22 protein-coding genes and 1 tRNA gene are annotated in these 26,247 nt (G+C 36.9%); 17 read left to right on the plus strand and 6 right to left on the minus strand.

Annotated elements, in window-relative coordinates:
- The first annotated feature begins 103 nt into the window (after positions 1–103).
- The 7 genes from J663_RS15395 (at position 104) to J663_RS19770 (ending at position 10,481) form a co-directional block, all read left to right on the plus strand.
- Complete coding sequence (locus J663_RS15395; RefSeq protein WP_016143164.1) at positions 104–922, plus strand: undecaprenyl-diphosphate phosphatase; 819 nt, start codon at positions 104–106, stop codon at positions 920–922.
- Between the two features lie 158 nt (positions 923–1,080).
- A complete protein-coding gene (locus J663_RS15400) occupies positions 1,081–1,977 on the plus strand; it encodes an AraC family transcriptional regulator (RefSeq protein ID WP_033850770.1) in 897 nt (298 codons plus the stop codon).
- Positions 1,978–2,009: 32 nt separating this feature from the next.
- Entirely contained in the window at positions 2,010–3,020 is a 1,011-nt protein-coding gene (locus J663_RS15405; RefSeq protein WP_081404774.1) for an NAD(P)H-quinone oxidoreductase, read from the plus strand.
- A 208-nt stretch (positions 3,021–3,228) separates the two neighbouring features.
- Positions 3,229–4,104: a glyoxalase III HchA gene (gene hchA / locus J663_RS15410; protein ID WP_033850772.1), complete on the plus strand. Its 876-nt coding sequence runs from the start codon at positions 3,229–3,231 to the stop codon at positions 4,102–4,104.
- 333 nt (positions 4,105–4,437) lie between these two features.
- A complete protein-coding gene (locus tag J663_RS15415) occupies positions 4,438–4,680 on the plus strand; it encodes a hypothetical protein (protein WP_033850773.1) in 243 nt (80 codons plus the stop codon).
- Between the two features lie 123 nt (positions 4,681–4,803).
- Positions 4,804–9,612 (plus strand): RHS repeat-associated core domain-containing protein, encoded by a 4,809-nt coding sequence (locus tag J663_RS15420; RefSeq protein WP_228132961.1) that lies wholly within the window; start codon positions 4,804–4,806, stop codon positions 9,610–9,612.
- Positions 9,613–10,190: 578 nt separating this feature from the next.
- Positions 10,191–10,481, plus strand: coding sequence for a hypothetical protein (locus J663_RS19770; protein ID WP_033850775.1), 291 nt, complete (start codon positions 10,191–10,193; stop codon positions 10,479–10,481).
- Between the two features lie 355 nt (positions 10,482–10,836).
- On the opposite strand, the gene J663_RS15435 is transcribed toward J663_RS19770, so the two are convergent.
- Positions 10,837–10,909: transfer RNA gene (locus J663_RS15435), tRNA-Arg, on the minus strand.
- Positions 10,910–11,223: 314 nt separating this feature from the next.
- On the opposite strand from J663_RS15435, the gene J663_RS15440 reads away from it, so the two are divergent.
- On the plus strand, positions 11,224–11,478 hold the full coding sequence (locus J663_RS15440; RefSeq protein WP_003655360.1) for a TIGR03643 family protein: 255 nt from the start codon (positions 11,224–11,226) through the stop codon (positions 11,476–11,478).
- Between the two features lie 102 nt (positions 11,479–11,580).
- Here the strand turns inward: J663_RS15440 and J663_RS15445 are convergent, their stop codons facing one another.
- Complete coding sequence (locus tag J663_RS15445; protein ID WP_031946772.1) at positions 11,581–12,960, minus strand: amino acid permease; 1,380 nt, start codon at positions 12,958–12,960, stop codon at positions 11,581–11,583.
- Between the two features lie 378 nt (positions 12,961–13,338).
- Here J663_RS15445 and prpF point away from each other — a divergent pair, with 378 nt between their 5' ends.
- The 3 genes from prpF to J663_RS15460 all read left to right on the plus strand — a co-directional run bounded on the left by prpF (position 13,339) and on the right by J663_RS15460 (position 16,028).
- Positions 13,339–14,526 carry a 2-methylaconitate cis-trans isomerase PrpF gene (gene prpF / locus J663_RS15450; protein WP_033850776.1) on the plus strand — a complete coding sequence of 396 codons (1,188 nt, stop codon included), beginning with the start codon at positions 13,339–13,341 and terminating at the stop codon, positions 14,524–14,526.
- Between the two features lie 163 nt (positions 14,527–14,689).
- Positions 14,690–15,601 (plus strand): polyprenyl synthetase family protein, encoded by a 912-nt coding sequence (locus tag J663_RS15455; protein ID WP_014207519.1) that lies wholly within the window; start codon positions 14,690–14,692, stop codon positions 15,599–15,601.
- A 58-nt stretch (positions 15,602–15,659) separates the two neighbouring features.
- A complete protein-coding gene (locus J663_RS15460; RefSeq protein WP_033850777.1) occupies positions 15,660–16,028 on the plus strand; it encodes an MmcQ/YjbR family DNA-binding protein in 369 nt (122 codons plus the stop codon).
- Positions 16,029–16,099: 71 nt separating this feature from the next.
- On the opposite strand, the gene J663_RS15465 is transcribed toward J663_RS15460, so the two are convergent.
- The 4 genes from J663_RS15465 to J663_RS15480 form a co-directional block, all read right to left on the minus strand.
- On the minus strand, positions 16,100–16,954 hold the full coding sequence (locus J663_RS15465; protein ID WP_002116544.1) for an SPFH domain-containing protein: 855 nt from the start codon (positions 16,952–16,954) through the stop codon (positions 16,100–16,102).
- A gap of 28 nt (positions 16,955–16,982) precedes the next feature.
- Positions 16,983–17,444, minus strand: a complete 462-nt coding sequence (locus J663_RS15470) for an NfeD family protein (RefSeq protein ID WP_002116499.1) — start codon at positions 17,442–17,444, stop codon at positions 16,983–16,985.
- 105 nt (positions 17,445–17,549) lie between these two features.
- Positions 17,550–18,467, minus strand: coding sequence for a patatin-like phospholipase family protein (locus tag J663_RS15475; protein ID WP_014207516.1), 918 nt, complete (start codon positions 18,465–18,467; stop codon positions 17,550–17,552).
- Positions 18,468–18,533: 66 nt separating this feature from the next.
- Positions 18,534–19,160, minus strand: a complete 627-nt coding sequence (locus J663_RS15480) for a lysophospholipid acyltransferase family protein (protein WP_033850778.1) — start codon at positions 19,158–19,160, stop codon at positions 18,534–18,536.
- 128 nt (positions 19,161–19,288) lie between these two features.
- On the opposite strand from J663_RS15480, the gene J663_RS15485 reads away from it, so the two are divergent.
- The 6 genes from J663_RS15485 (at position 19,289) to J663_RS15510 (ending at position 26,247) form a co-directional block, all read left to right on the plus strand.
- Complete coding sequence (locus J663_RS15485) at positions 19,289–20,548, plus strand: MFS transporter (RefSeq protein ID WP_033850779.1); 1,260 nt, start codon at positions 19,289–19,291, stop codon at positions 20,546–20,548.
- Positions 20,549–20,621: 73 nt separating this feature from the next.
- Positions 20,622–20,813 (plus strand): hypothetical protein, encoded by a 192-nt coding sequence (locus tag J663_RS15490; protein ID WP_014207513.1) that lies wholly within the window; start codon positions 20,622–20,624, stop codon positions 20,811–20,813.
- A 272-nt stretch (positions 20,814–21,085) separates the two neighbouring features.
- Complete coding sequence (locus J663_RS15495; protein ID WP_033850780.1) at positions 21,086–22,372, plus strand: DcaP family trimeric outer membrane transporter; 1,287 nt, start codon at positions 21,086–21,088, stop codon at positions 22,370–22,372.
- 178 nt (positions 22,373–22,550) lie between these two features.
- Positions 22,551–24,200 carry a phosphoethanolamine transferase gene (locus J663_RS15500; protein ID WP_033850781.1) on the plus strand — a complete coding sequence of 550 codons (1,650 nt, stop codon included), beginning with the start codon at positions 22,551–22,553 and terminating at the stop codon, positions 24,198–24,200.
- Positions 24,201–24,214: 14 nt separating this feature from the next.
- The gene (locus J663_RS15505) at positions 24,215–24,889 is read left to right on the plus strand and encodes a DNA-binding response regulator PmrA (RefSeq protein WP_002116411.1); all 675 of its coding nucleotides are present in this window, start codon (positions 24,215–24,217) and stop codon (positions 24,887–24,889) included.
- A 23-nt stretch (positions 24,890–24,912) separates the two neighbouring features.
- Positions 24,913–26,247, plus strand: a complete 1,335-nt coding sequence (locus J663_RS15510; protein ID WP_002116013.1) for a two-component system sensor histidine kinase PmrB — start codon at positions 24,913–24,915, stop codon at positions 26,245–26,247.

Genomic DNA, 26,247 nt, shown 5'->3' on the forward strand with positions numbered 1-26,247 from the left:
AATGATCTGATATTGAACATGTGTTAAGTCTAATTTGGGACTTACCAATTTCGATAAAACAAATTTTAGGTCGTTCTAATGATTAACTTTCTTTGAGCAAGTTATGGAAAATTTTGAAGTTATAAAAGCACTGTTTTTAGGCTTTGTCGAAGGCTTAACTGAATTTTTACCCATCTCGAGTACAGGCCATTTAATTTTATTTGGTCATATTATCGATTTCCACTCAGACGGCGGTCGTGTATTTGAGGTCGTAATCCAGTTAGGTGCTATTTTGGCAGTGTGCTGGTTATACCGACAAAAAATTATTAACTTGATTAAGGGATTCTTTAGCGGTGATGTGGAGTCACGTCATTTTGCGATTAGTGTGCTTATTGCATTCTTTCCAGCAGTCATTATTGGTGTTCTAGCTGTCGACTTTATTAAAAGTGTTCTATTTAGCCCAATTGTGGTTGCGATTGCCTTAATTGTCGGTGCTCTTATTATTTTCTGGGTTGAATCTAGACAGTTTGAACATAAGACCCTAGATGCAACTAAAATTACTTTTAAACAAGCGCTTTTAGTAGGTCTTGCTCAGTGTGTGGCGATGATTCCGGGAACTTCACGTTCAGGCGCAACAATTGTAGGCGGAATGTTTGCAGGTTTATCACGTAAAGCTGCTACAGAATTTTCTTTCTTCCTTGCTATGCCGACCATGTTGGGGGCTGCGACTTTTGACTTGATTAAAAATGCTGACGTACTCACCTCAGACAATATGATTAATATTGGGGTAGGTTTCGTTGCTGCTTTTATTGCCGCGCTGTTTGTTGTAAAAGCATTGGTACTGTTTGTAGAACGTCACACGTTACGTGTATTTGCTTGGTACCGAATTGTACTTGGCGTAATTATTTTGATTGCAGCAATGTTCTTTAATTTATCGGCTTAAATAGCCTGATAAAGTGAAAAAACCTAGAATGCTCTAGGTTTTTTTATGCCTAAAAATTGATTTGAATTGCCTATTTATACAAAGTAAACGTAAGACAGATGTTTTCATTTTAGGTTCATTGTTATATTGATTATTAGATCACTTCTCACAATAAAACTATGCCGCAAAATCATCTTACAGAACATTTGGTCGATGCATTTTTGCACTTGGCTCCAGCAGAAGGCCTCTATCCTACTTTTATTTCTAATATCACTTTGATGCGTGTAGATCATTCCACACCACCTGTTGCCGTGCTGCAAGAACCCTCAATTGTTTTAGTGATACAGGGGTTAAAGCGCGGATATATTGGTAAAGAAATCTTTCAGTTTCAACAAGGACAGTGCTTATTTATCTCAATTGCAATACCGTTTGATTGCGATACTGTAGTTGAAAATAATGAACCCATGTTGGCAATCGCAATAAAGTTTGAACCACAAATGATGGCTGATCTCATTACTAAAATGGATAAACAGCAACAAGTGGTTACTGAAGATGCTCATTCAGAAGATTTAAAATTAAGTTGTGGGCTTAGAGTGATTGACATGAATGCGACCATTTCAGAGGTTGCTCTACGATTACTCAATTTACTTCGTTCTAAACAAGATACTTTTATATTGGGTGAGCAAGTTAAAAGAGAATTGGTTTATCGTGTGGTGCAGGCTTCAGGTAACAGTCTAGTCGAAAGCTTATCTGCTATGGCAAGTCGAAATGGCGTGATCTACACCATTTGTGAAATTATTCAGCGTGATTATTATCATAACTTAACGGTTCAAGAGTTGGCGAAACAAGCAGGCATGAGCATCTCGCTTTTTCATCAAACTTTTAAAAAGGTGACGAATTATTCGCCCTTACAGTACATCAAAATTACTCGGTTACATAAGGCACGTGAGTTAATCATGAACAATAAAATGGGAGTCGCAGAAGCCGCCTATGAAGTTGGATATGTTAGTGCTTCTCAATTTAGTCGAGAATTTAAGCGACTGTTTGGCGTTCCACCCAAGTCCTCAATTATTTAACGTAGATTAGTATTTTTAGATATAAATCAAACATGGAGCATTTTATGACCCTTCCAACAACCATGAAAATTATTGAAATTACGGCTCTGGGTGGACCTGAGGTTCTAAAAGTTCAAGATGCTAATATTCCAGCACCTCAAGCAGATGAAGTCTTAATTGAGGTAAAGGCTGCTGGAATTAACCGTCCTGACGTTTTGCAGCGTATGGGTTTATATCCAATGCCTAAAGGTGTTACTCAAATACCGGGACTTGAAGTCGCTGGTGTCGTGGTTGCTGTAGGTGACGAAGTAGATCAATTCAAGGTTGGCGATAAAGTTTGCGCCCTAACAAATGGCGGCGGTTATGCAGAATATTGTGCGGTAACTGCAACTCAAGTATTACCAATACCTGAAAATTTATCATTTACTCAAGCCGCTGCGATTCCGGAAACATTTTTTACAGTTTGGGCAAATCTATTTGATATTGGCCGTTTAAAGAAAGATGAAACCGCACTGATTCATGGTGGGGCAAGTGGTATTGGAACCACAGCTTTAGCCATTTGCCACGCTTTGGGGATTAAAACTTTTGCTACGGTTGGTAGTGAAGATAAAGTTGAAGCACTCTCAAGTTTAACGACAGCAATTAACTATAAAACCCAAGATTTTGAGCAAGAAGTTTTGAAACATACTCAAGACCAAGGGGTTGATGTCATTTTGGACATTGTGGGCGGCTCTTATTTCACGAAAAATTTAAATCTATTAAAACGTGATGGCCGACTGGTCATTATTGGTTTTATGGGTGGACGAATCGCAAAAGAATTTGATTTACAAAAACTGATTTTAAAACGTGCCACAATTACGGGTTCAACGATGCGAGCACGTAATAGCCAAGAAAAAGCACAAATTGCCCAATCTTTGCATGAGCATGTGTGGCCATTATTGGCACAAGGTAAATGTTTACCGCAAATCTATAAAACGTATGCTTTTTCAGATGTACAAAGTGCTCACGCATGTATGGAACAAGGTGATCATATTGGAAAGATCGTTTTAGAAATGAATGCGTAACGCTATAATCATTGAAGTTTAGGTGAACGACAAGTTCGCCTAAACTGAATTTTATAATTCTAGATTCTGCCTATTTCTCTATAAAAATTGCCAAATTCTATTGGCAGATTGCACCAGTTCTATAACTTCACCTATAAATTGAGTAAGAAATAACAATTGGTTCTTACCTTATTATTTCTTTCCATACTGATGAAAAAGGATAGTAACAATGAATACCGCAAATATTGATGATAAAAATCCTACTCCAGATTTGGCTGAAGATAATGCCTTTTTCCCATCACCTTATTCACTGAGTCAATATACTGCACCTAAAACCGATTACGATGGTACAACTTACCCAACGCCGTATACAGGCAATAAAAAAGTCTTAATGATTGCGACTGATGAGCGTTATATCCAGATGCAAAACGGTAAGTTCTTTTCAACAGGTAACCATCCTGTAGAAATGCTTTTACCGATGTTTCATTTAGATAATGCAGGCTTCGAAATTGATGTTGCGACACTTTCAGGTAATCCAGCCAAGCTTGAAATGTGGGCAATGCCAAAACAAGAACAAGTAGTGTTAGACACTTTTCAAAAATATGCAGACAAATTAAAAAATCCGCTAAAAATAGCTGACATTTTAGAAAATGCAGTCGGTGAAAACTCACCATATGCGGCTGTATTTATTCCGGGTGGGCATGGCGTATTAGCTAAAATTCCACATAGCCTTGAGGTGAAAAAAGTTCTTAAATGGGCGGTTGAACAAGATAAATTTATTATTACGTTATGCCATGGTCCAGCTTCGTTACTGGCTGCGGCAGTTGATGAACAGCCAGAAAACTATATTTTTAAAGGCTATCAAATTTGTGTATTCCCTGATTCATTAGATAAGGGAGCAAATATTGATATTGGTTATATGCCGGGGGCTTTACCTTGGTTGGTGGGTGAAAATCTTGAAAAACTCGGTGTAGAAATTTTAAATAAGGGCATTACAGGCCAATGTCATAGAGATCGTAAATTGCTAACTGGCGATAGTCCGCTTGCTTCTAATAATTTAGGAAAACTTGCAGCTGAAACATTGTTGGCTGAAGTGAAGGATTAAGTATATTATTTTATCGAAATAGGGCTTTTTATTAAGTCCTATTGTAGTTTATGTAAATTAAAAATATTTTTTACTAAATGCTTCGATAATTAATAAGAAAATATTAAAAATATCTTTATTATTAAAAAAATAATTTAATTAAAATAAGTGACTTAAATTAATATTATATATTTAATTTCTATTAAATTAAATCTCTTTTATGGAATTGATAATTAAAATAAATATGAGGCATATGTTGCTTTATTGATCAAGAATGTTATCTTTTGTGGAAAGACTGTTCTTTCTATGTAGGAATATCTTTGTTTAAAAAGGCAAAAAGAGGATTTTATAAAAATGTCTATGAAAAACAGTGTATTGAAAATATTTTTTTTAATATTTGTTACAGGAGGAGGACTAATAATATCGGGTTGTGAAACTGAGCAAACTTCGCAAAATAATGCAATGGTGGGATATGCACAGGAACATGCAAAGGTACAAGCTGAATTCGCAAGCCAACAACAGTTAAAAAAATCACCTTTACCTGAAGGAAAAGTGATAACTGATGGGTCAGTTCAACAAATTAATAAACAAAATTAATTTTCGACTATTAGTAAGGATAATCAACTAGTAAGGATAATCAACCTAAAAAAACTCTGAAAAGAAAGTAGTTTCTTTTGTTAGAGAATAACAAATTTATAAAAAATAATGGAAATTTAAAGTATGAAAAAAATAGCCAGTATATTTATACATAGTCTATGGCTATGTATAGGGGGGATGTTGAGCTTGTTAAGTCAACTGACCTACGCCGCGCCCGATATTGTAGCACAAAACTATTCTGCTGCTCGTTCACCTGGAGTTCAATCATGTACTGTAGGTTATGATTTAATGGCAGGTGATATAAGTTATGGACAAAATTTAATTACAGGAGCTTTACCTTTTAGTCTTAATTATAAGGCACCTTTGCGCCAGAATCTTTCAGCTGCACAGGTATTTGTTCAACCTGAAGAAAGCTCTCTGGGGTGGACTGATAACTATCAGGCTCATGTTTTCGTTCAAAATATTCAATCTGTTACTCAAGAGTTTCAGCAATTTACAGCAACTCAGGTGTCATCTAATCCTATTTCTTATAATTTAACTACGTATAATCCAATTACTACATCTAGTTTCTCCGCTAAGGAAATTATAGTTAGGTTACCTGGAGAAAGTGTTGCTACGTTGTTTAAAGAAGAAAATGGCAGTTTTACTCGTTTATATTCAGCTGATGCTATTAGAGAGATGAATAATACAGCACTTACGCAGCTGCCTTGGAGTTCAGATCTGGGAGAATATCAGCTGAGTCGAGTTGGAAATAATTTAATTATTGTCAAAAATGGTGTGAAATATACGATAACTGATACTTCTTATACTTTAGTACCTGCTCAAGATTCTGTTAGTAGTATAAACCTCTATATTGATAATTATGGTAATTTTAGAACAACTACGAGTCAATGGAACACTAATGGATTATATCCAATAGCTATTTCAAATACTGCACCTTATATAAAAAATACTACAACAGTTTCAATGGAATTGTATCGAGTAGCAAAAATTGAAGATCAAGGTCGTGTTCTAAATTTACAATATGATAGTAAAATGAACCTGACTCAAGTCAATGATCAATATAATAATAAATTAGTATTTGAGCGTACATTCCATGACGCAACTTTAGGTACAACCCAAACTATTGATGAATCTCGGTTAATAACTAAAGTTACTTATACGGCTGCTCAAGGTGGCACACAAGTTGCGAATTTTAACTATAAAGCTTATACATCAAAGGTCCCAAGTACAGGGGTGACGACAACTGTATTTGCTTTAATTAGTTCAAACTCCACAGCTGCAGGAGCTTACAGCTATGTGAATGAGATGACTGAATTGGGGCCGGTTAAAGCATATGTCGCAAGCCGTGGTAGGACAGCAGACTCAAGTTATTATTATCCAGTATTAAGACAGGTGAAAAATACTTCTGGGCAAATCGTACGGCAATGGGATGTAACTCAAAATTATGTGTTGAATGGAACAAGCTATTCAACTGCACAAACTACACTACGGTCTTATACACCACTTTCGTCTGGAACAGCTCAAGACTTTACTACGGTATATGATGATAACGCTAAAACAATTAATTTAACGTTACAGCTTGCTAATAGCACAGCAACTAGTTCTATTCAAAGTACAGTAAATGCAGATAATAGTTTGACTATTACAGCATCAGGCTATCCATGTTTAACATCTAATGGTACACCTGTGAGTAGCGCTGAGTTTAAAACAGATCGTAGTCGATTAGTGAAAGTTACCGATGCCAATAATGTCGCTACGAGTTATGAATATGATACACAAGCGCGTATTACGGGAATAACTGATGCTGATGGCACCACGTTAAGCCGTAAAACGACATACACTTATGGTCTATTAAATAATAATGGTGTTAATTTATTTTTGACTCCAACGAGCGTTGTTACACCTAATCTTACTATTACTAATGTAGTTAACCCAAGAGGTCAGATTGTTACCCAAACTCAGGCTTCAAGTCAGACTGGAAGTACAAGTAAGGTAACTACTTACGCTTATGATGAGACGACCACAAGTAAACATTTTGGTCGCCTATTAAGTGTTGATGGGCCACGCTCTGGTACAGCAGATAAAATTACTTATAGTTATGATGTTTACGGTAATTTAGCGAGTCAAACTCAAACAGTTAATGGTATTGCACGTGTAACTCAGTATTTGGGATACAATACATTTGGTGAGCCTGAACGGAACTTAAATCCAAATGGCCTTGTAAACCAATTTATTTATAATGCTGATGGAACATTAAAAAGCCAAACTACTGGTGTTGGTGGAGCGACAGGTACGATTACAGGTCAAACAACTTCTTATACTTATAATACTCTTAAGCAAAAAATCAGTGAAACAAACCCAGACGCCGAGGTAACACAATTTGCATATGATCTAGCTGGTCAATTAATTCAAATTACATTACCAAATGGTAACCGTATTCAAAAAACTTATTATTCAATTGGAGCGGTGGCGAGTGAAAAAAGCGTGACCAGTGCAGGCTTAGTCGCTACAGAAAGTTATCAATATTTAGATACCAAAGGGCGAATTAGTAAAACTCAACAAGGCAGTGATGCTACACGTCGATACACTACTTTTATTTATGATAATAATGGTAATGTTATTCAAACTACGACTGCAGCAGGTGTGATTGAAAAATGGAGCTATGATGTACTTAACCGTGTAACAAGTCATACGGATGGTTCGGGTAACATCGATACAAAAGGTTATGATGTTAATGATAATATCGTGCTTTCAAAAGATGCTTTAAATGCAGGAAGTAACCCGTTTAGTTATCGCAATGGTAATGTATTAACTCAAGAAGTGAACACTGATTATGGAACGAAGACTTATAGTTATAACGAAGCAGATCAGTTAATTCAACGTTTACATGGTCCACGTAAGTGTAACTATAACACTCTAGATGAATTAGGTCGTTATAAAGCATTTGTATGTGCTGCAAATAGTGGAACTACAGCCAGTGAATATCAAGTAAACAATAATTACACCTATGACCAAAGCCGTTATGGTCGTCTTGATAAAGTTACAACGGGTGTTACAGGCTATGATGTAGATACGTTATATACATACGATGCATATGACCGAGTTATCCAAAAAGGTACCACAAACCAGTTATTTAACCGTTATGCAGGTACGACAGGTAATACCCTCAATGTTAATTATGGCTATAGCACGGGCGGTAAACTGACTTCAATGACCTTACCATCTGGTCGTAGTGTTACCTATAGCTATAGCACAACGGGAATGCTGACGGGTATTAACTTAAACGGTAGTGCGCTTGTTCGTAGTATTAACTATGACGGAGCTAACCGGGTTACGGGCTGGCAATGGGGAGCATCAGGTAATGCGGGTTACACTCAAAGTTATAATAATGATGGTTCTATAGCGAGTTTAACAAATAAAGATAATGCGTCAGCAGTCAACTATTCATTAACTTATGTTTATGATAAAGATGGGCGTATTACTCTAGTTACCCGTAATAATGGAACTAAAGATGCTTACACCTATGATGCTGTAGACCGTTTACTTAGCGAAAGCCGTACCACAGGTACAGCAGCGACTTACAGTATTAGCTATACCTATGACAAAAATGGCAATCGTTTAACTTTAAATGCTACGGGACAACACATGCAGCCTGCTGCTAGTGCTGCCTATACCTATACAACTAACACAAATAAGTTGGCGAGTTTTACAAAAGGAGGCGTTGCACAGACTTTCAGTCATACTGCTAACAGTGAGCTAAGCTATGGTACTTATTTACCGACTTATGATTATGCAGGTCGTCGTAAAGTAGACCGTGCAAGCACAGATTACTATTTCATGAACTACAACCATAAAAATGAACGTAGTTTTAGAGATAAAGTCGTTAATGGGGCTGTGGCTACAATGACTCAATACATCTACGATGAACAAAGTCATTTAATTGGAGAATATGACAAAACTGGAGCATTGGTAGAATATGTATGGATGGGTGATAAACCAGTAGCAGCGATTTATGGCAGTGGTGCGGCAACCAAGATCTATTACATCATTACAGATGCTCAAAATACTCCAAGACGTTTAGTTGATGGCGTAACTCATGCGGTGGTATGGAGTTGGGATTCAACAGCATTTGGTGTGGGCAACCCGACAGGATCAATCACGTTTAACTTACGTTTCCCTGGCCAATATTATGATGTGGGCACTAATCAGTTCTATAACCACAACCGTTTCTATAACCCTGAGCTTGGTCGTTATATGGAACCGGACCCGATTGGGTTAGAAGGTGGCTTAAATCCATATGCATATGCGGGTAGTAATCCTGTGATGAATGTAGATCCGAGTGGATTACGTTTAGATAGGTTGTCAGATGCAGGAATGTCAATGGCATATGTAAATAATAGTAGTAACTTGGAATGGATGTTAAGACAGCAAGAATCTATCATGAATTTTTCCGCTCAAAATACTAGGTCTGTTTATACAGGAACAGGTCGTAATGATTTCTTTACTTATAATGACTCATTGTCTGCAATGGTTGCAAAAGATGATGCTAAATGGATAGGAAATGTTAAAGGGCAGTATTCTAGGCAAAATGCTGCAGATTCTTTACAATTTTGGGGAGATTTCGCTACTGGTGCGGGAGCTTTTTGTTTATTTGCGTGTACTCCCGCAGCACCTTTTTTATTTACTGCAGGCGAATATATTGGTGGGGCAGGGATACTTGCTGATACAGAACTTAACAATACTCAAAAAGGATTGAGTATTATTGGAGGAAGTGTAGCGGGGTCTCTAACTACTAAAAAAGTATTACAGTTAGGAGGAGGAAATGTATCTAGTCAGGTTAGTGGTGCAGCTGTAGGTTATTTAGTAGGAGGGCTACCTGCCTCTTATAATGAAACCTGTAAAAACATTAAACCACCATATAAATGTTAAGGTTAAGAGGTTCTCTAATGGAGCTAAAAAGAATCTACTTTTATATGCTTAAAAGGCATAAAAAAAAGATAGTTTTTTTAATTTTATTTTTAACTTTATTAAGTGTTTTTATGCAAGTTAAGATGGGATTAATTGACTATGGTTACTTTTTTGTTACCTTTTTAAGTTGTTATGCTTGTATATATATGTGGTGCAATGGAGTATTTGCTGAAACTTTACCAATTACTGAGTCAAGTAGTAATGGAGAAGTTATTGCGAGGTGGATGATGATTTTTTCAAGTACTTTCTTCCATATTTATATATTGCTCAACCCATTATTAGGTCAATAATTGTACTAGGTGTCTCTAATGGATGCTGATTTTTAATTTAATAATCAGTATCCATTTTTTATTTTGTGTTAAAATAATATTTATTTTTAAAATCAAATAGTATAAATAAAATTGAATAAGTTTTATGTATTAATTTTTTAATCATGTGATTTATCTGATATTGGATAGATGTTATTTTAATTTAGAATTTTTAAAATTAAAAAAGTAAATTATGTTCTAATATTAAATGTTTATGTTTGATGATATTCTATTGGAAATTATATTCTAAATTTATCTGATGACTTTTGTGAATATGCTTGGGAAATTGATTTGAAAGGATGTTTTGAGGTGGATATACAGATATTTGATAAACTATATACATTTAATTTTTATGATCCTATTAGATTGAAACAAACTATTGAAGATGATTTGAGATCAAATCAATATTTTTTTGAAAATATGGTTGTATTGCCAAAAATAAATTTAAGGAATATTGAAAAATTTATAGAAGGTATAATTGATACTCCTTATCTATTATCTTTTTCTACAAAAAGAATTTAATAAAAGAACAAGAGGTAGGAAGTGAAAGAGACTTATCTTCTAATATATACAAGATATAAATTTCTAATATTTTTGGTATATACATTAATTTCTGCTCTTGGATTATTTTTGCAATATATCAAAGACGTTTTGACTATATCTTCTTTTTTGGGGATATGTATATCAATACTTTTTTGTTTATATGCTTGGTTTAATGGAACTTTTACTTTCGTGTTCGCTATAGATGGTAATAGTAGTACAGGAGAGGTTTATAGAAGATGGTGTGTAATTCTTTTTAGCTCTTTGTTCTATGTTTATACTTTAATTGATTCCTTTCTATAATCATTACTAGCATATCTATTTGGTAGATTATATGTGCGCCCTGCGGGACTCGAACCCACGTCGGTCGCTTAGGAGGCAACTGCTCTATCCAGTTAAGCTAAGGGCGCATAATTTTATGATTATAAACAAAAAAGCTATTGCGAAGGCAATGGCTTTTTCATGTTTTAGGTATTAAAACTTTTTCCATAGTGGCCAATAAAAATAAAGCTGTATCACTCAACAGTTGCATATTCGCTTATGCTTTATAGAAAAATAGAGTTTATAAAGCTAAAAAATCACAAAAAATTCATGTTGATCTTTCTATGATCTGAAGCAAAACACGAAAAGGTTTGAGGCAAGCAATCGGGTAGGTGAAGTTATTCCTAGAAGGTTGTTTGTTAAAAATCAGATTTGACTATCGTATAATTCAAAAGGGCATAACATGAAAAAAATTGATGAACAGGACTTATCTAGAATTATTGAAATGGCATGGGAAGATCGCACTCCATTTGAAGCAATTGAGCGAGAGTATGGCTTAAGTGAAAGCGAAGTTATTCGTTTAATGAGATACAACCTAAAAACCAATAGTTTTAAACTTTGGCGTAAACGTATGGCAGGGCGTAAAACTAAGCATCAACAATTACGTTCGCCAGAAATTGAACGAGCTTACTGTTCGCGTCAGTATAAATATGCATAACGTCTAATTTTATTGTCGATGAAATTTTAATTTTTATAGCGCTTAATTTTCTAATGATGAATAAAAAAAGCCATTGTCTAGACAATGGCTTTTTAGATTTATTTATTCTTCAGGATTCTCAATGGAATCTAGTTTTTTAGGATTTAAATAGTCAAAAAGTACGAGCATTGCAGTAATCCAAATAGGGATCATCATTACTGACTCTTTGAAGCCTTGAGTCCACATAATATAGAGAACCACAGCAATAAACGCTAAAACTAAGTAATTACTAAAAGGCGACCATAACGCTGGAAAAGATGTCTTAATATTCGCGTGCTTAACAAAGCGTCTATACTTCAAATGTGTAATTGATATCATTGCCCAGTTTAGAACAAGTGCACCAACTACAACGTACATAAGATGTCCAAGAGCATCTTCAGGTACAAAGTAATTTAAAAGAACACAACCAAAGATTAATAAAGCAGAAAGTAAAACAGCGGGAATAGGAACCCCTTGTTTATTGGTTTTTGCAAAAACTTTTGGTGCATTCCCTTGTTGAGCGAGGCTGTATAGCATACGACTATTTGCAAACATCCCACTGTTATAAACAGATAGAGCAGCAGTTAAAATAATAAAGTTAAGTAAGTGTGCAGCCCAACCAATTCCCATTTGGCTAAAAATCATAACAAATGGACTTTTGTCGAGACCGCCAAGATCTAATTGGTTCCATGGCACTAATGAAAGTAAGATCGCTAGTGAACCGATATAGAAAATCAAAATACGGAAAACGACTTGGTTAATTGCTTTTGGAATCGTTTTTTTCGGATCTTTTGCTTCTGCTGCGGCCATACCAATCAGTTCAATACCACCAAAGGCGAACATCAAGAAAGCCAACATATAGAAGAGGCCGCTAAAGCCATTTGGAAAAAATCCACCATGAGACCAAAGGTTACTAAATGAAATATTTGAGCCTACATCTGCTGTAAATAGCAAATAGAGTCCAAAAACAATCATAGAGATGACCGCAGCAACTTTAATAATAGCGAGCCAGAATTCGGACTCACCATAAAATTTGACGTTTGTTAGGTTAATTGCCGTAATCACGACAAAGAAAAATAAGACAGACGTCCACGCTGGAATATGAGGCCACCAATAATTAATATATTTGGCCACTGCGGTGAGTTCGCTCATCGCAACCAGAACGTAGAGTATCCAATAATTCCATCCGGTTAAAAATCCGGGAAATTTCCCCCAGTATTTATACGCAAAATGGCTGAACGATCCTGCAACAGGTTCTTCAACAATCATTTCTCCCAGGTGGCGCATAATTAAAAAAGCAATTAAGCCACCAATGGCATATCCTAAAATAATGGATGGTCCCGCAGATTGAATCACTTGCGCCGAGCCTAAAAATAATCCGGTACCAATTGCTCCACCCATAGCAATTAATTGGATATGTCGATTTTTTAGTCCTCGTTGAAGTGTAGAAGATTCGTTGGTCAAAGGTCTTCACTCACTATGAATAAGTAAATTATTCTAATAGATGGAGTTATTTTAGCCTAGACTACAAATTAATAAGCAGTGACTGAAAAGTAATTCTAAAAACTATTTAAAATCATAATCTTGCTTTTAATATTTCTATTTCGAGTGAAAAGTACTCTAAAAAATATAATTTCAGATAGACTTTTTTTCTTAGATTTTGCTTAGATTAAGTCATTGCAAGAGTATTGTTAAATTCACAAAATATGCTCGCGTCAATACGATTGATGTATAAAGCAGATCGCTATCTCTTGACCTTAAAACAATTTAAGATGAAGAGAAGGGTAAACAAGAATGCTTGTTTTGATATAGAAGAACATAATAGTAAGGATAACAGTTGATATGAGCTCAGTACCGCAAATTAAAATTCCAGCAACTTATATGCGTGGTGGAACGAGTAAAGGTGTCTTTTTTAAGCTTGATGATTTGCCCGAAAAAGCCCAAGTTGCAGGTCAAGCAAGAGATCAGCTCTTACTACGTGTAATTGGTAGTCCAGATCCTTATGGAAAACAAATTGATGGGATGGGTGGTGCCACTTCGAGTACCAGCAAAACTGTTATTCTCGCTAAAAGCACTCAGCCAGATCATGATGTTGATTATTTGTTTGGTCAGGTTTCAATTGATCAGGCTTTTGTAGATTGGAGTGGTAACTGCGGTAATTTAACCGCTGCGGTTGGCTCTTTTGCTATTTCAAATGGCTTAGTTGATGCAGACCGTATTCCAGAAAATGGCCTATGCACGGTTCGAATTTGGCAAAAAAATATTCAAAAAACCATTATTGCGCATGTGCCTATTACCAAAGGACAGGTTCAAGAAACTGGAGATTTTGAACTGGATGGGGTGACTTTCCCTGCCGCTGAGGTCCAAATTGAGTTTTTAGATCCTGCCGATGATGGTGAAGAGGGCGGTGATATGTTCCCGACAGGGAATGTTGTTGACCAATTAGATGTTCCAGAGATTGGTAGTTTTCAAGCCACATTTATTAATGCTGGTATTCCAACCATTTTCTTAAATGCAGAAGATTTAGGATACGAAGGTACTGAGTTACAAGATCATATTAATAGTGATACAGCAGCACTAGCACGTTTTGAAAAAATTCGTGCCTATGGCGCGTTACAGATGGGCTTAATTAAAGATATTTCAGAAGCAGCTGCGCGTCAGCACACCCCAAAAATTGCTTTTGTTTCTAAACCGAAAAACTACACGGCATCAAGCGGTAAAAACGTTTCAGAGAGTGATGTCGACTTACTCGTTCGTGCTTTGTCGATGGGTAAACTTCACCATGCGATGATGGGAACAGCAGCCGTTGCAATTGGAACAGCGGCTGCTATTCCAGGCACTTTAGTAAATTTAGCAGCTGGTGGCGGTGAGCGTGAAGCAGTACGTTTCGGGCATCCATCTGGGACACTACGTGTGGGGGCTCAAGCTGAACTTACAAATGGCCAGTGGGTTGTTAAAAAAGCCATTATGAGTCGTAGTGCGCGTGTGTTAATGGAAGGTTGGGTACGCGTTCCGGGTGACAGTTTCTAAAAGTTACTTAAGAATGAAAAAGCCTCTCCATTTTGTAGAGGCTTTTTTACCTAGGCCTTCGAAAACTCATCACGCACTTTTCACAGTGAATCGTGTATGATGTAGCGCATGAATGCTTCATGACATTCAATAAAATTTCTCTACTGATTTTATCGAGGCGACTGTGTCATCACTCTCTCAAGTTAATGCGGATGTTTTAAAACAAGCTCAACAACGTATTCAACAAGATTTATTGACGACACTGGCCGCATTTTCAATTCCAGAGCCTTTAAAAAGTGCAGTACACCATGCAGTCATGCTTGGTGGAAAACGTGTGCGTCCAGCTTTATGTTATGCCACGGCTTCTTTACAGCCAAATCCGAATTTTGCTGCGGCTCGCCGTGCTGCGGTTGCAGTTGAACTTATTCATTGTTACTCACTAGCGCATGATGACTTGCCTTGTATGGACAATGATTTACTGCGTCGTGGTCAGCCGACTTGTCATGTTGCGTTTGGTGAAGATACGGCTTTGCTTGCAGGCGACATTTTACAATCAATGGCTTTTGAGGTTTTAGGGAGCCGTTTGTTCGATGAACAAGGGCAGGGTACCGATGCCGCGATTGTATTAAAACAAATGCAGATTTTAGCAACTGCCAGCTCCAAAATGGTCTCTGGACAGGTATTAGATTTGCAAGCTGAAGGTAAGCAAATTACTCAAGACGAACTTGAAAATATCCATCGCAATAAAACTGGTGCGCTCATTCAGGCTGCCATTATGATGGGTGCCGTGACCATTTTCTCTGGAACAGATCAAGCAATTCCAAAGTTGCGTCAATATGGGCAGACCATTGGTTTGGCTTTTCAGGTATTAGACGATATTCTCGATATTACTTCGAGTACTGAAACCTTGGGTAAAACTGCAGGTAAGGATGAACAAGTACAAAAATCGACGTACCCAGCCTTAATGGGGCTCGAACAAGCAAAGTCATATGCTAAAGAGTTGCATGATCAAGCTTTTGAAGCTTTAGCTCATTTTGGTGATGATGCAAAAGAATTAGTAGATATCTCACAATTCCTTTTAGCGCGTACCAATTAATAATATTAAATCAATATTCATAGCTTCTATTCATGCGAAATGAATAAAGGAGAAAAGAATGAATGGTGAACAACTCCATCAAAAAGCAATTGAAATCGCTCGCAATCTTCCCTTTAGTCAACAGTCCCATCCTTTTGGTCCAGACTATGAAGTTTTTAAAATTTTAGAAAAAATATTCATGCTGACCGCAGAAGTAGCTGGCATCAAAATGATTAATATCAAATGTGATCCTTATAAAAGTCAGGAATATCAAGAACTCTATTCATTTATTGTTCCAGGATATCACATGAATAAAAAACACTGGATTTCGATTACACCGCATAAGGACTTAACAACCGATTTACTTCAAGATTTAATTCACGATTCTTATGATTTGGTTGTAAAAAAACTCCCTTTGAAAGATCAGAAAAGATTAAAAAACCAATAATATAAAAGATAAAAAAACGGCGACATAGAGGTCGCCGTTTTGACTTCAATTACGTATTCAAAGTAACTAAATTAATTATGTTTTCCCATAATTCCGCGAATTGTATTTAAAACATCGGCTGGTAAAACCACAGTTTTAGCATTGCTTGATTTCGCCATATCTTGCATCGCTTTTACATACTGTTCACCTAACAGATAAGCAACTGGCGTTTCTTTATCACCCACTGCACTTGTCACCATCTCAATGGCTTTTTGTGAAGCTTCAGCCAAAACAACTTGTGCTTCTGCATCACGGCGAGATGCTTCTAAGCGACCATCAGCTTCTAAAATTGCAGCTTGTTTTTCACCATCAGCTCTCGTTACTGTAGCACGGCGTTGACGTTCTGCGGCAGCTTGAGCTTCCATGGCAGCTTGCATGGTAGAAGAGGGTTGAATATCTTGAATTTCAACAGTTTTTAAAGTGATGCCCCAATCTGAAATATCATCAGAAATCGCAGCTTTGAGCTTCGCTTTAATATGATCTCGTGAAGACAAAGCATCATCTAGATCCATTTCACCGACAATAGAACGTAATGAAGTTTGTACAAGGTTTTGAATTGCCCATGTATAGTTTTCAATACCATAGACCGCTTTTTCTGGTGTGGTTAAATTAATATATGCCACAGCATTCATAAGTAATACAGCATTGTCGCGCGTAATCACTTCTTGAGATGGGATATCTAACACAATATCTTTAGTGGTAACTTTATAAGCCACTTCATCAACATAGGGAATCACAAAATTAAGCCCGGGATTAAGGGTAGAGTGATATTTCCCTAAACGTTGAACAATCCACTTATAACCCTGAGGAACAATACGAACCCCTTTAAAAATGGTGACAGCCACAAAAGCCAAAAAGGCTAAAACAATAATAGTACCGACTGGCATGAAAATACCCTCTCTTTATCTTTAATGTTTATGAAGTACCATGGGACTGGACAATTAAGTCGTTACCCGAAATATCAATAACTCTAACACGATCACCGACTTTGACTGGTGTAGTGCTTCGACAGTTCCATTCATCGGCCCCTAAAATGGGCATTGGAAAGCGAACGATAATTTGATCATGGTCGAGACCGGTTTGGATCACCATACCAATTTGACCAATAGTCGCTTCACGGGGTAATCCCGCTTTAGTCTTATCAATTGACAATGGTTTAATAAATTTGAACCAAAGAATGGTGCATAGCACTGACAAAACTATCCACAATATAATTTGCGTTGTGAGGCTAATATCTGGAAATAACCAGTAGAGAAAGCACACCATAATGGCGGCAATACCAAACCAAAGCGCGGCAAAGGCGGGTAGAATCAGTTCAGAAAGAATAAGTAAGATACCCAATACAAACCAGTGCCAAGGTTGTATAACAAACTCCATAGATCTGCTCTTTTATATATCTTTATGATGGGTAAAAGTGACTCAATATCACTTTTACCACTGTAGCAGATGAAGGGGAGTGTGGATAGAAAAAAACCACCTCAATTAGAATTTAGGGCGTGGTGCAGGCTTAAACGCAGCTGGAGATTTTTTGAAGTTTGCAATTGCAGTTTCAACTTGGCGTATTTGCGCTTGAGCTGCTTTTTCGCCTTCCAAAATTGCTTGGTTACTTGATTTGAGATCAAGAGTACCTAGATGACCAACTTTAGGTTGAATGACAACATTGGCTTGCTTGAGCTCTTCATTAATACTTTGTTGACCCATGATATTAATGGTTTGATCCAGTAATCCCCACATGTTTGCTGGGCGGTTTCCTGCTGGACGCGCGGAAATATCGACTGCAATGACAATATCGGCACCCATATCACGAGCAGTTTTAACAGGAATTGGGCTAACCAATCCACCATCTACATATTTCTGCTTGCCAATTGTCGCTGGTACAAACACATTTGGAATACTACAAGAGGCACGTACGGCTTGGCCTGCATTACCTTTAATGAAGTCAGCTTTTTGACCATTATCAAGGCGTGTTGCCACGGCAGCAAAACGGATTGGGAACTTCTCAATCGGTTTATTGCCTACATTACGGTTAACGTAGTCCTGTAACTTTTGTCCAAGAATAATACCCTGACGATTAAGTGTTAAATCGCGGATATCTGACTCTTGTAACTTTAGAGCCAGACTTTGCAATTGATAAGGCGTTTGTCCACTTGCGTAGATACTTCCAACAAAGCTACCGGCACTGGTACCCGTGACAATTTTAGGTTTAATTCCGTGAGACTCTAAAACCTTAATTACACCAATATGTGAAAATCCTTTTGCTCCACCGCCACCTAAAGCAAGTGCAATCACAGGTTCACGGGCTTTCATTGAGGTTGTCGGTGTTGGTGTTTTGCTAAATTTATCACAGCCAAATAGTGCTAGAGAGATAAATCCAATACTGGCAAATTGAGCAATTTTCATCTTTAAAAATAATCTACGTCGAGATAAATTAAGAGGGCTCATGAGACCAGATTTGCTCAATTTTTGCTAGGTTTTTTTCACTAGATTTTGTAAAGGTTCAGCAAGCCAATTACGATTTTTAGGTGATATTTTTCCTTCATAACGCTCAAAAATCTTGTTGAGATCTTCGTCGTAGTTGCCGCTTGGATTTAGGTGACCTAAGCAGTGAATCGTCTTGTGATCATAATCAAAAGAAAACATCACAATGGGAATATTGGCTTTTGCAGCGATATGATAAAAGCCACTTTTCATTTTTTTTGCTTTTTTACGTGTGCCTTCGGGCGCCATTCCAATCCAGATCTTGTCATATTTTTGAATGGTTGCAACGACTTGCTCAGTAAGTCCATTGGCTGTGTCACGTTTAACTGGAATGACCCCAGCCCAATCTAAAGCTCGTTTAAATGGTGGTTTAAAAAGAGCGTCTTTACCTAACACCGTAATTTGGATACCTAATCCGAAAATCGCAAGAAATCCATACCATCCATCAATATTGGAAGTATGGGGGGAAATAATCGCCACTGCTTTTGGCAAATTAGGAACTTCACCTTCAATTGTCCAACCTTGCGCTAAAAAAAGTTTTTTAAATAGCGCTCGGCTTAAAGCAGTACCGCGTTGAGGCACTAAATCAGGTAAATTAGGGAAATGTTGATCCATATTTTTTTAAATTTTAACTTGTCCTAGTTTTATCTTAATCTTTTGAAATATATGCTTCATTGGCAAAATGTAAGAACAACATGACATTTGATGTTATTCCTCATTAAACAAATAAAAAGTAGGTTTCTATGTTGCGGCAGCAAAATCTTTATCTTCTGCTATTTTCTTTATATTGGGCACAAGGACTGCCTGTTGGGTTTATGACCCACGCCTTACCTGTGATCTTAAGAGCAGAAGGAGTTTCACTCGCTCATATTGGTGGCTTTGGCTTATTAATGTTACCGTGGTCAATCAAGATTTTTTGGGCGCCGTGGGTCGACCGACACGCACTTTCCCATTTAGGACATTATCGTAGTTGGATTCTACCTACTCAGTTTTTGACTGTGGGTGTACTGTGTATTTTGTCTTTTTTCCCCGTTCAAGCTTTAGATCAACCTATTTATTTATTCGCATTTTTTATTTCCCTTCTTTTTATGAACTTAACTGGAGCAACACAAGACATTGCTACCGATGCTTTAGCAGTCAACTTGTTGAAGCATGATCAGCAGCATTGGGGCAATACATTTCAGGTCATTGGTTCGCGGTTAGGTTTTATTGTTGGGGGAGGTGCCGTACTTTGGTGCTTAGACTGGTTAACATGGCAACCCACTTTTTTGCTATTAGCAACCATAGTATTTTTAAATACTTTACCAGTTTGGTTATTAAAAGAGCCTCAACATACTTCTCATACGAGTCGCGAACTCAAACTTAATCAGCAAAATTTAGTCCTAAAAATTAAAGCTTACCTAAGATATTTCTCTCAAAATAAAGAACTCCGCTCTTGGTTAATGGTACTGATCACTTTTAAAGTAGCAGACGGCTTAGCTGGACCATTACTTAAACCTTTAATGGTGGATATAGGATTAAGTTTTACTCAAATTGGTGTTTACATCACGATGCTCGGTGCAGTAGCAGCACTCGCTGGGGCGGCAATAGCAGGAGGCGTGCTTAAATACTTTTCAAGACCAGAAGCATTAATTGGCTTTTCAATTTTTAAAATTATGAGTCTAGGAGCCTATGCTTATTTAGCCTATGCCTATGAACAAAAAATTCAGTTGAATGTCTGGGTTATATATACAGTCAATGCTTTAGAAGATGCATTCTCGGCAATGCTATTGGTAGCTATGTTGACTCTAGTCATGCATTACAGTCGAAAAGAATATGCAGGGACAGATTTTACCTTTCAGGTTTCAGTCATGGCGACTGTTAGCGGTCTTCTTTATAGTTTTAGCGGTGTAATTGGAGATTTACTCGGTTATTTCCATTATTTGATAGCTATTGTCATTATTGCAGTGATCAGTTTACCGCCTATTTTCCTATGGAAACATGAGAAACTACAGGAAAAATAATGTTAACTAAATGAAATAAAGAACTTTAATATTGCTCAACCAGTGATCTAAGCTTTATCTAATACCTTTGTCTATGTTTTTAAAAATGTATATTTTTAGCTATTTAAATGCTCAATTAATTGTGCCATCTTGTGTGGGTAGCAAATGGAAGCTAAATGGAGAAAAAATGGATTTGGATAACAAGAAAAATCATGTGAATCAATCAAAATGGGCAGAAAAATGTTCAATTAGATTGGTTATTAGCCTAAAGTCTAAAAAAGAATAATGAAATAACGATTTAATCATTCTATAAGATAAGAGAGTTGTGTAGGATTCGTTACAACATGAAGTTAAGGTAAAAATCTGTAAATCAAAGTATGTTTTTTATGTCTTTGTTTATCGGTTTTAGTCTTGCACAACGTTGAAATTGGTTTTGGTTGCGGTAATAAAATTAATGTAACCAATGTGGAGGAGAGTTGATTTTTTAGCCCCTAATTTAATGGCGTAAATCAACTTGGCATGGATAGGCAACATAAAATATATTTTTAGGAGTTTTTGATGGATCTATTCCTTAATCGTAAATCTTTCGTTATTAAAAGTTTAGCTCTTACAGTTACAGCTTTAATGATGAGTGGGGCACATGCTGCGACTTCCGACAAAGCGGAAATTCAACAGCTTCGTAAAGAAGTTGAAGCGTTAAAAGCTTTAATTCAAGAACAACGTCAAGTTCAGCAACAACAACAGCAAGTACAGCAACAACAGCAAGTACAGTTAGCAGAAGTTAAAGCACAACCTCAAGCTGCTGCGCCAGTTTCACCTCTAGCATCATTAAAATCTAAAGCTGGTGCTGATGTGAATCTATATGGTTTTGTTCGTGGCGATGCTAACTATATTATTGAAGGTGCGGATAACGACTTTAACGACGTAAGTAAGTCAGATGGTAAAACACAAGATAAATTACGTGCAACCGCTAAAACGACACGTCTTGGTTTAGATTTTACGGCTCCAGTAAATGACGCTAAAGTTGGTGGTAAAATCGAAGTCGACTTTGGGGGGACAAATGATGGGTTACGTATTCGTCATGCCTACTTGACTTATAACAGCTGGTTGTTTGGTCAAACAACGTCTAATTTCTTATCTAACCATGCACCAGAAATGATCGACTTCTCGACAAATATTGGTGGCGGCACTAAACGTGTACCTCAAGTACGTTATAACTACAAGTTAGGTCCAACTACACAATTATTTGTTTCTGCTGAAAAAGCGGATAGTTCAACATCTACTACAGGTGATCTTAAATATCGTCTACCTGCATTAACTGCTAAAATCACTCAAGGCTATGCAGAGGGTAAAGGTTCTGCATCAGCTCGTGTTTTAGTGGAAAATTATAAATCACAGCTTGCGGATGATGAGAAAACTGGTTGGGGTGTAGCTGTTGGTACTGACTTTAAAGTATCTGATCCTTTAAAACTCTTTGCTGATGCATCATATGTCGTAGGTGATAATACGTATTTATATGGTAGTAACTCTGCTTACGCAGTAGAAGGTAATTCTATTGAGCAAAATGAATTTGTAGCAGTACAGGTGGGTGGAACTTATAAGATTTTACCTAACTTACGTTCTACTTTAGCATATGGCGCGCAGTTCTCTGATGACGGTACTGATTTTGCAAGATTGAATGCATCTGCAAATGAAAAAGTTCAACAAGCATGGATTAACTTCATCTATACACCAGTTAAACCAATTGATTTAGGTGTTGAATATATTAACGGTAAGCGTGATACATTTGATGGTAAATCTTTCAAAGATAACCGTGTTGGTTTAATGGCTAAATATAGTTTCTAAAAACAATATTTAGTTAAAAGCTCAAAAGACGAGGTTAAATCTAATCTCGTCTTTTTTTATATAAATTAAAAGAATCGGTACACTTTAAAGCTTCTGAATTAGATCATTTTTTATTTAAGTCATTTTTAAGTTTCAATTTCTACATTAGAGCATCATAAAAAGATTGTAGTCACCCAAGATGCTGAATTTTTTTTCTACTTTAAAAAATAAACAGATTTCGCTGTTTATGTTTAATTTAATTATAGCCATTTGGTTAGGGGCAATTCTAAATATTGGTTTTTATCACCAAGTCCACCTTTTAACTCCATATTTTGGAATAAAGGCTATTCTATTTCTAGCTGCTACAGTAGTTATTGTGGTTGCTGCTTATTATACGATTTTACAGATTTTAAACTGGAAATGGACTGCTAAAATTTTTGCAATTTTACTGATCGTGATTGGTGGTTTTAGTTCTTATTTCGTCAATACATTAGGTGTAATTATCTCACCTGATCAGATTCAAAATATGATACAAACCGATGTCTCTGAAGTTTCTGATTTAATTTCATTGCGTTTCGGGCTTTGGACAGTTTTCTTTGTTGTTTTGCCTATTATTTTAATTACTCAGGTAAAACTTAAACGAGAAAAAGTATCTTATTTATTGATGAAAAAGCTTGGTTCGATTGTAGCCTCATGTGCAATCGTGGGTATTTTGCTATTTGTTTATTATGTTGATTTTGCATCTATTTTTCGTGAGCATCGTGATTTGAAAGGTATGATCTCACCACAAAATAGCATTTCTTCCTTAATGTCTTATTACCATAAAATGGCGCCTAAGAAGAACTTGCCACTTATACATTATGGAGAAGATGCTCATCAAGTTCAGCAAGTACAAAGCAACTTGCCTAAATTAATGGTTCTCGTTGTTGGTGAGACAGCTCGTGCGGAAAGTTTTGCATTAAATGGTTATTCGAAAAATACGAATCCGGAACTTTCTAAACAAGATATTTTAAATTTTTCCCAAGTTAGCTCATGTGGTACAGCAACTGCTGTGTCGGTTCCATGTATGTTCTCTGGAATGCCTCGCGTTGACTACGATGAACAACTAGCAAGTCACCGTGAAGGTCTATTGGACATTGCTAAACGTGCGGGTTACCAAGTAACTTGGATTGATAATAACTCTGGCTGCAAGGGCACTTGTGATCGTGTTGAACAGTACAAAATACCAGAAAAGTTAAAGCAAAAATGGTGTAAAGATGGCGAATGCTATGACGATATTTTAATTGATAGCTTAAATGAGTATTTAGCGACTATTCCTAAAGAAGACACTCGTCCGCGACTCATTGTTTTACACCAAGTCGGAAGTCATGGTCCAGCCTATTACAAGCGTGCACCTGCTCAATATCAACCGTTTAAACCGACTTGTGATACTAATGCGATACAGGGTTGTTCTCAAACAGAGTTATTAAATAGTTATGATGACACGATTGTATATACAGACCATGTGTTAAGTCAGATCATTAATAACCTAAAAGAATTATCGGAATATCAAACAGGTTTATGGTATTTATCTGATCATGGTGAATCGACGGGTGAACATGGTTTATATTTACATGGTTCACCGTATGCAATTGCACCGACCCAACAAACGCATGTACCAATGATGATGTGGTTTTCTGATAGCTGGAAACAACACAACCTTGCACAAGTGAGTTGTTTAGGCCAACAAACGAAAGAAAAGTTAAGTCAGGATAATTTATTCCCAAGCTTACTGAGTTTGTTAGGTGTAAAAACTCAGGTCATCAACCCTCAACTGGATATGCTGCACTCTTGTGCCCATGTGAATTAAAGCGAGCCTAGAACATGACAAAAATCTTGATGATTGAAGATGATTTTATGATTGCAGAGTCAACAATAACGTTGCTGCAATATCATCAATTTGAAGTGGAGTGGGTCAATAATGGCTTAGACGGTCTGGCTCAGTTGGCTAAAAATAAATTCGATTTAATTCTTTTGGATTTAGGGCTACCGATGATGGATGGCATGCAGGTCTTAAAGCAAATTCGCCAAAGAGCAGCAACTCCCGTTTTAATTATTTCAGCGCGAGATCAGTTACAAAACCGTGTTGATGGCTTAAACCATGGTGCAGATGATTACTTGATCAAACCATACGAGTTTGATGAGTTACTTGCTCGTATTCATGCGCTATTACGCCGTAGTGGCGTAGAGGCTCAGCTTGCGAACCATGAGCAACTATTACAAAGTGGTGATCTGGTTTTAAATGTTGAACAACACATTGCAACTTTTAAAGGACAGCGTATTGATTTGTCTAATCGTGAGTGGGCAATTCTGATTCCTTTAATGAGCCACCCAAATAAAATCTTTTCTAAAGCAAATCTTGAAGATAAGTTATATGATTTCGATAGTGATGTGACCAGTAATACGATTGAAGTATATGTGCATCACCTGAGAGCTAAACTCGGGAAAGACTTTATCCGAACTATTCGAGGATTGGGTTACCGTTTAGGGCAATCGTAACTTAATTTTGGAACTTCATAACAGTGCATTATTCATTAAAAAAACGACTGATTTGGGGCACCTCAATTTTCAGTGTCATCTTAGGTTGTATATTAATTTTTAGTGCGTATAAAGTTGCACTGCAAGAAGTTGATGAAATTTTAGATACCCAAATGCGTTATTTAGCTGAGCGAACAGCTGAATATCCATTGAAAACGGTAAGCAGTGAATTTGATTTTCATAAAACTTATCATGAAGAAGATCTATTTGTAGATATTTGGGCTTATAAAGATCAAGCCCATTTATCACACCATCTCCATTTATTGGTTCCACCTGTTGCACAAGCTGGCTTTTACTCACATAAAACCAGTAACGGCTTAATCCGTACCTATGTTTTACCGTTAAAGGATTACCAGATTCAGATTAGCCAGCAAGAAAAGGTTCGTGAGGCTTTTGCTTGGGAACTTGCAGGTAGCATGTTCATTCCATATTTGATTATTTTACCTTTTGCGATTTTTGCTTTAGCTGCAATTATTCGTCGTGGGCTAAAGCCGATTGATGACTTTAAAAATGAACTGACCCATCGTGACTCAGAAGAGCTGACGCCTATTGAAGTTGTAGATTATCCTCAAGAATTGTTACCCACAATTGATGAAATGAATCGACTCTTCGAGCGCATTTCTAAGGCACAAAACGAGCAGAAACAGTTCATTGCAGATGCAGCCCATGAACTCAGAACCCCTGTGACTGCTTTAAATTTACAAACTAAAATTTTAATTAGTCAATTTCCTGAGCAGGAATCGCTGCAAAATTTGAGTAAAGGATTAGCGCGTATTCAGCACTTGGTGACACAGCTTTTAGCGCTGGCTAAGCAGGATGTATCTTTAAGTGTGATTGAACCGACGAGAGCTTTTCAGCTTAATGATGTCGCTTTAAATTGTGTTGAACAGCTTGTTAATCTGGCTATGCAAAAAGAAATCGACTTGGGCTTTGTTCGTAACGAGCCAATTGAAATGCATAGTGTTGAGCCAACTGTTCATTCAATTATTTTTAACTTAATTGATAATGCCATCAAATATACCCCTCATGAGGGGATGATTAATATTTCTGTTTTCACTGCTACAGATGGCGATGCGTGTATACAAATTGAAGATAGCGGCGCGGGGATCGACCCAGAACATTATGATAAAGTTCTAAAGCGTTTTTATCGTGTACATCATCATCTTGAAGTGGGGAGTGGTTTAGGTCTATCCATTGTTGACCGAGCAACTCAACGTTTAGGTGGGACTTTGACACTAGACAGAAGTTTAGAGCTTGGTGGACTTTCGGTCTTGGTTAAACTTCCAAAGATTTTACATGTTCACGAAACAAGGACTTGA

Source organism: Acinetobacter sp. 826659 (assembly GCF_000588515.1).
Classification (GTDB): Bacteria; Pseudomonadota; Gammaproteobacteria; order Pseudomonadales; family Moraxellaceae; genus Acinetobacter; species Acinetobacter pittii.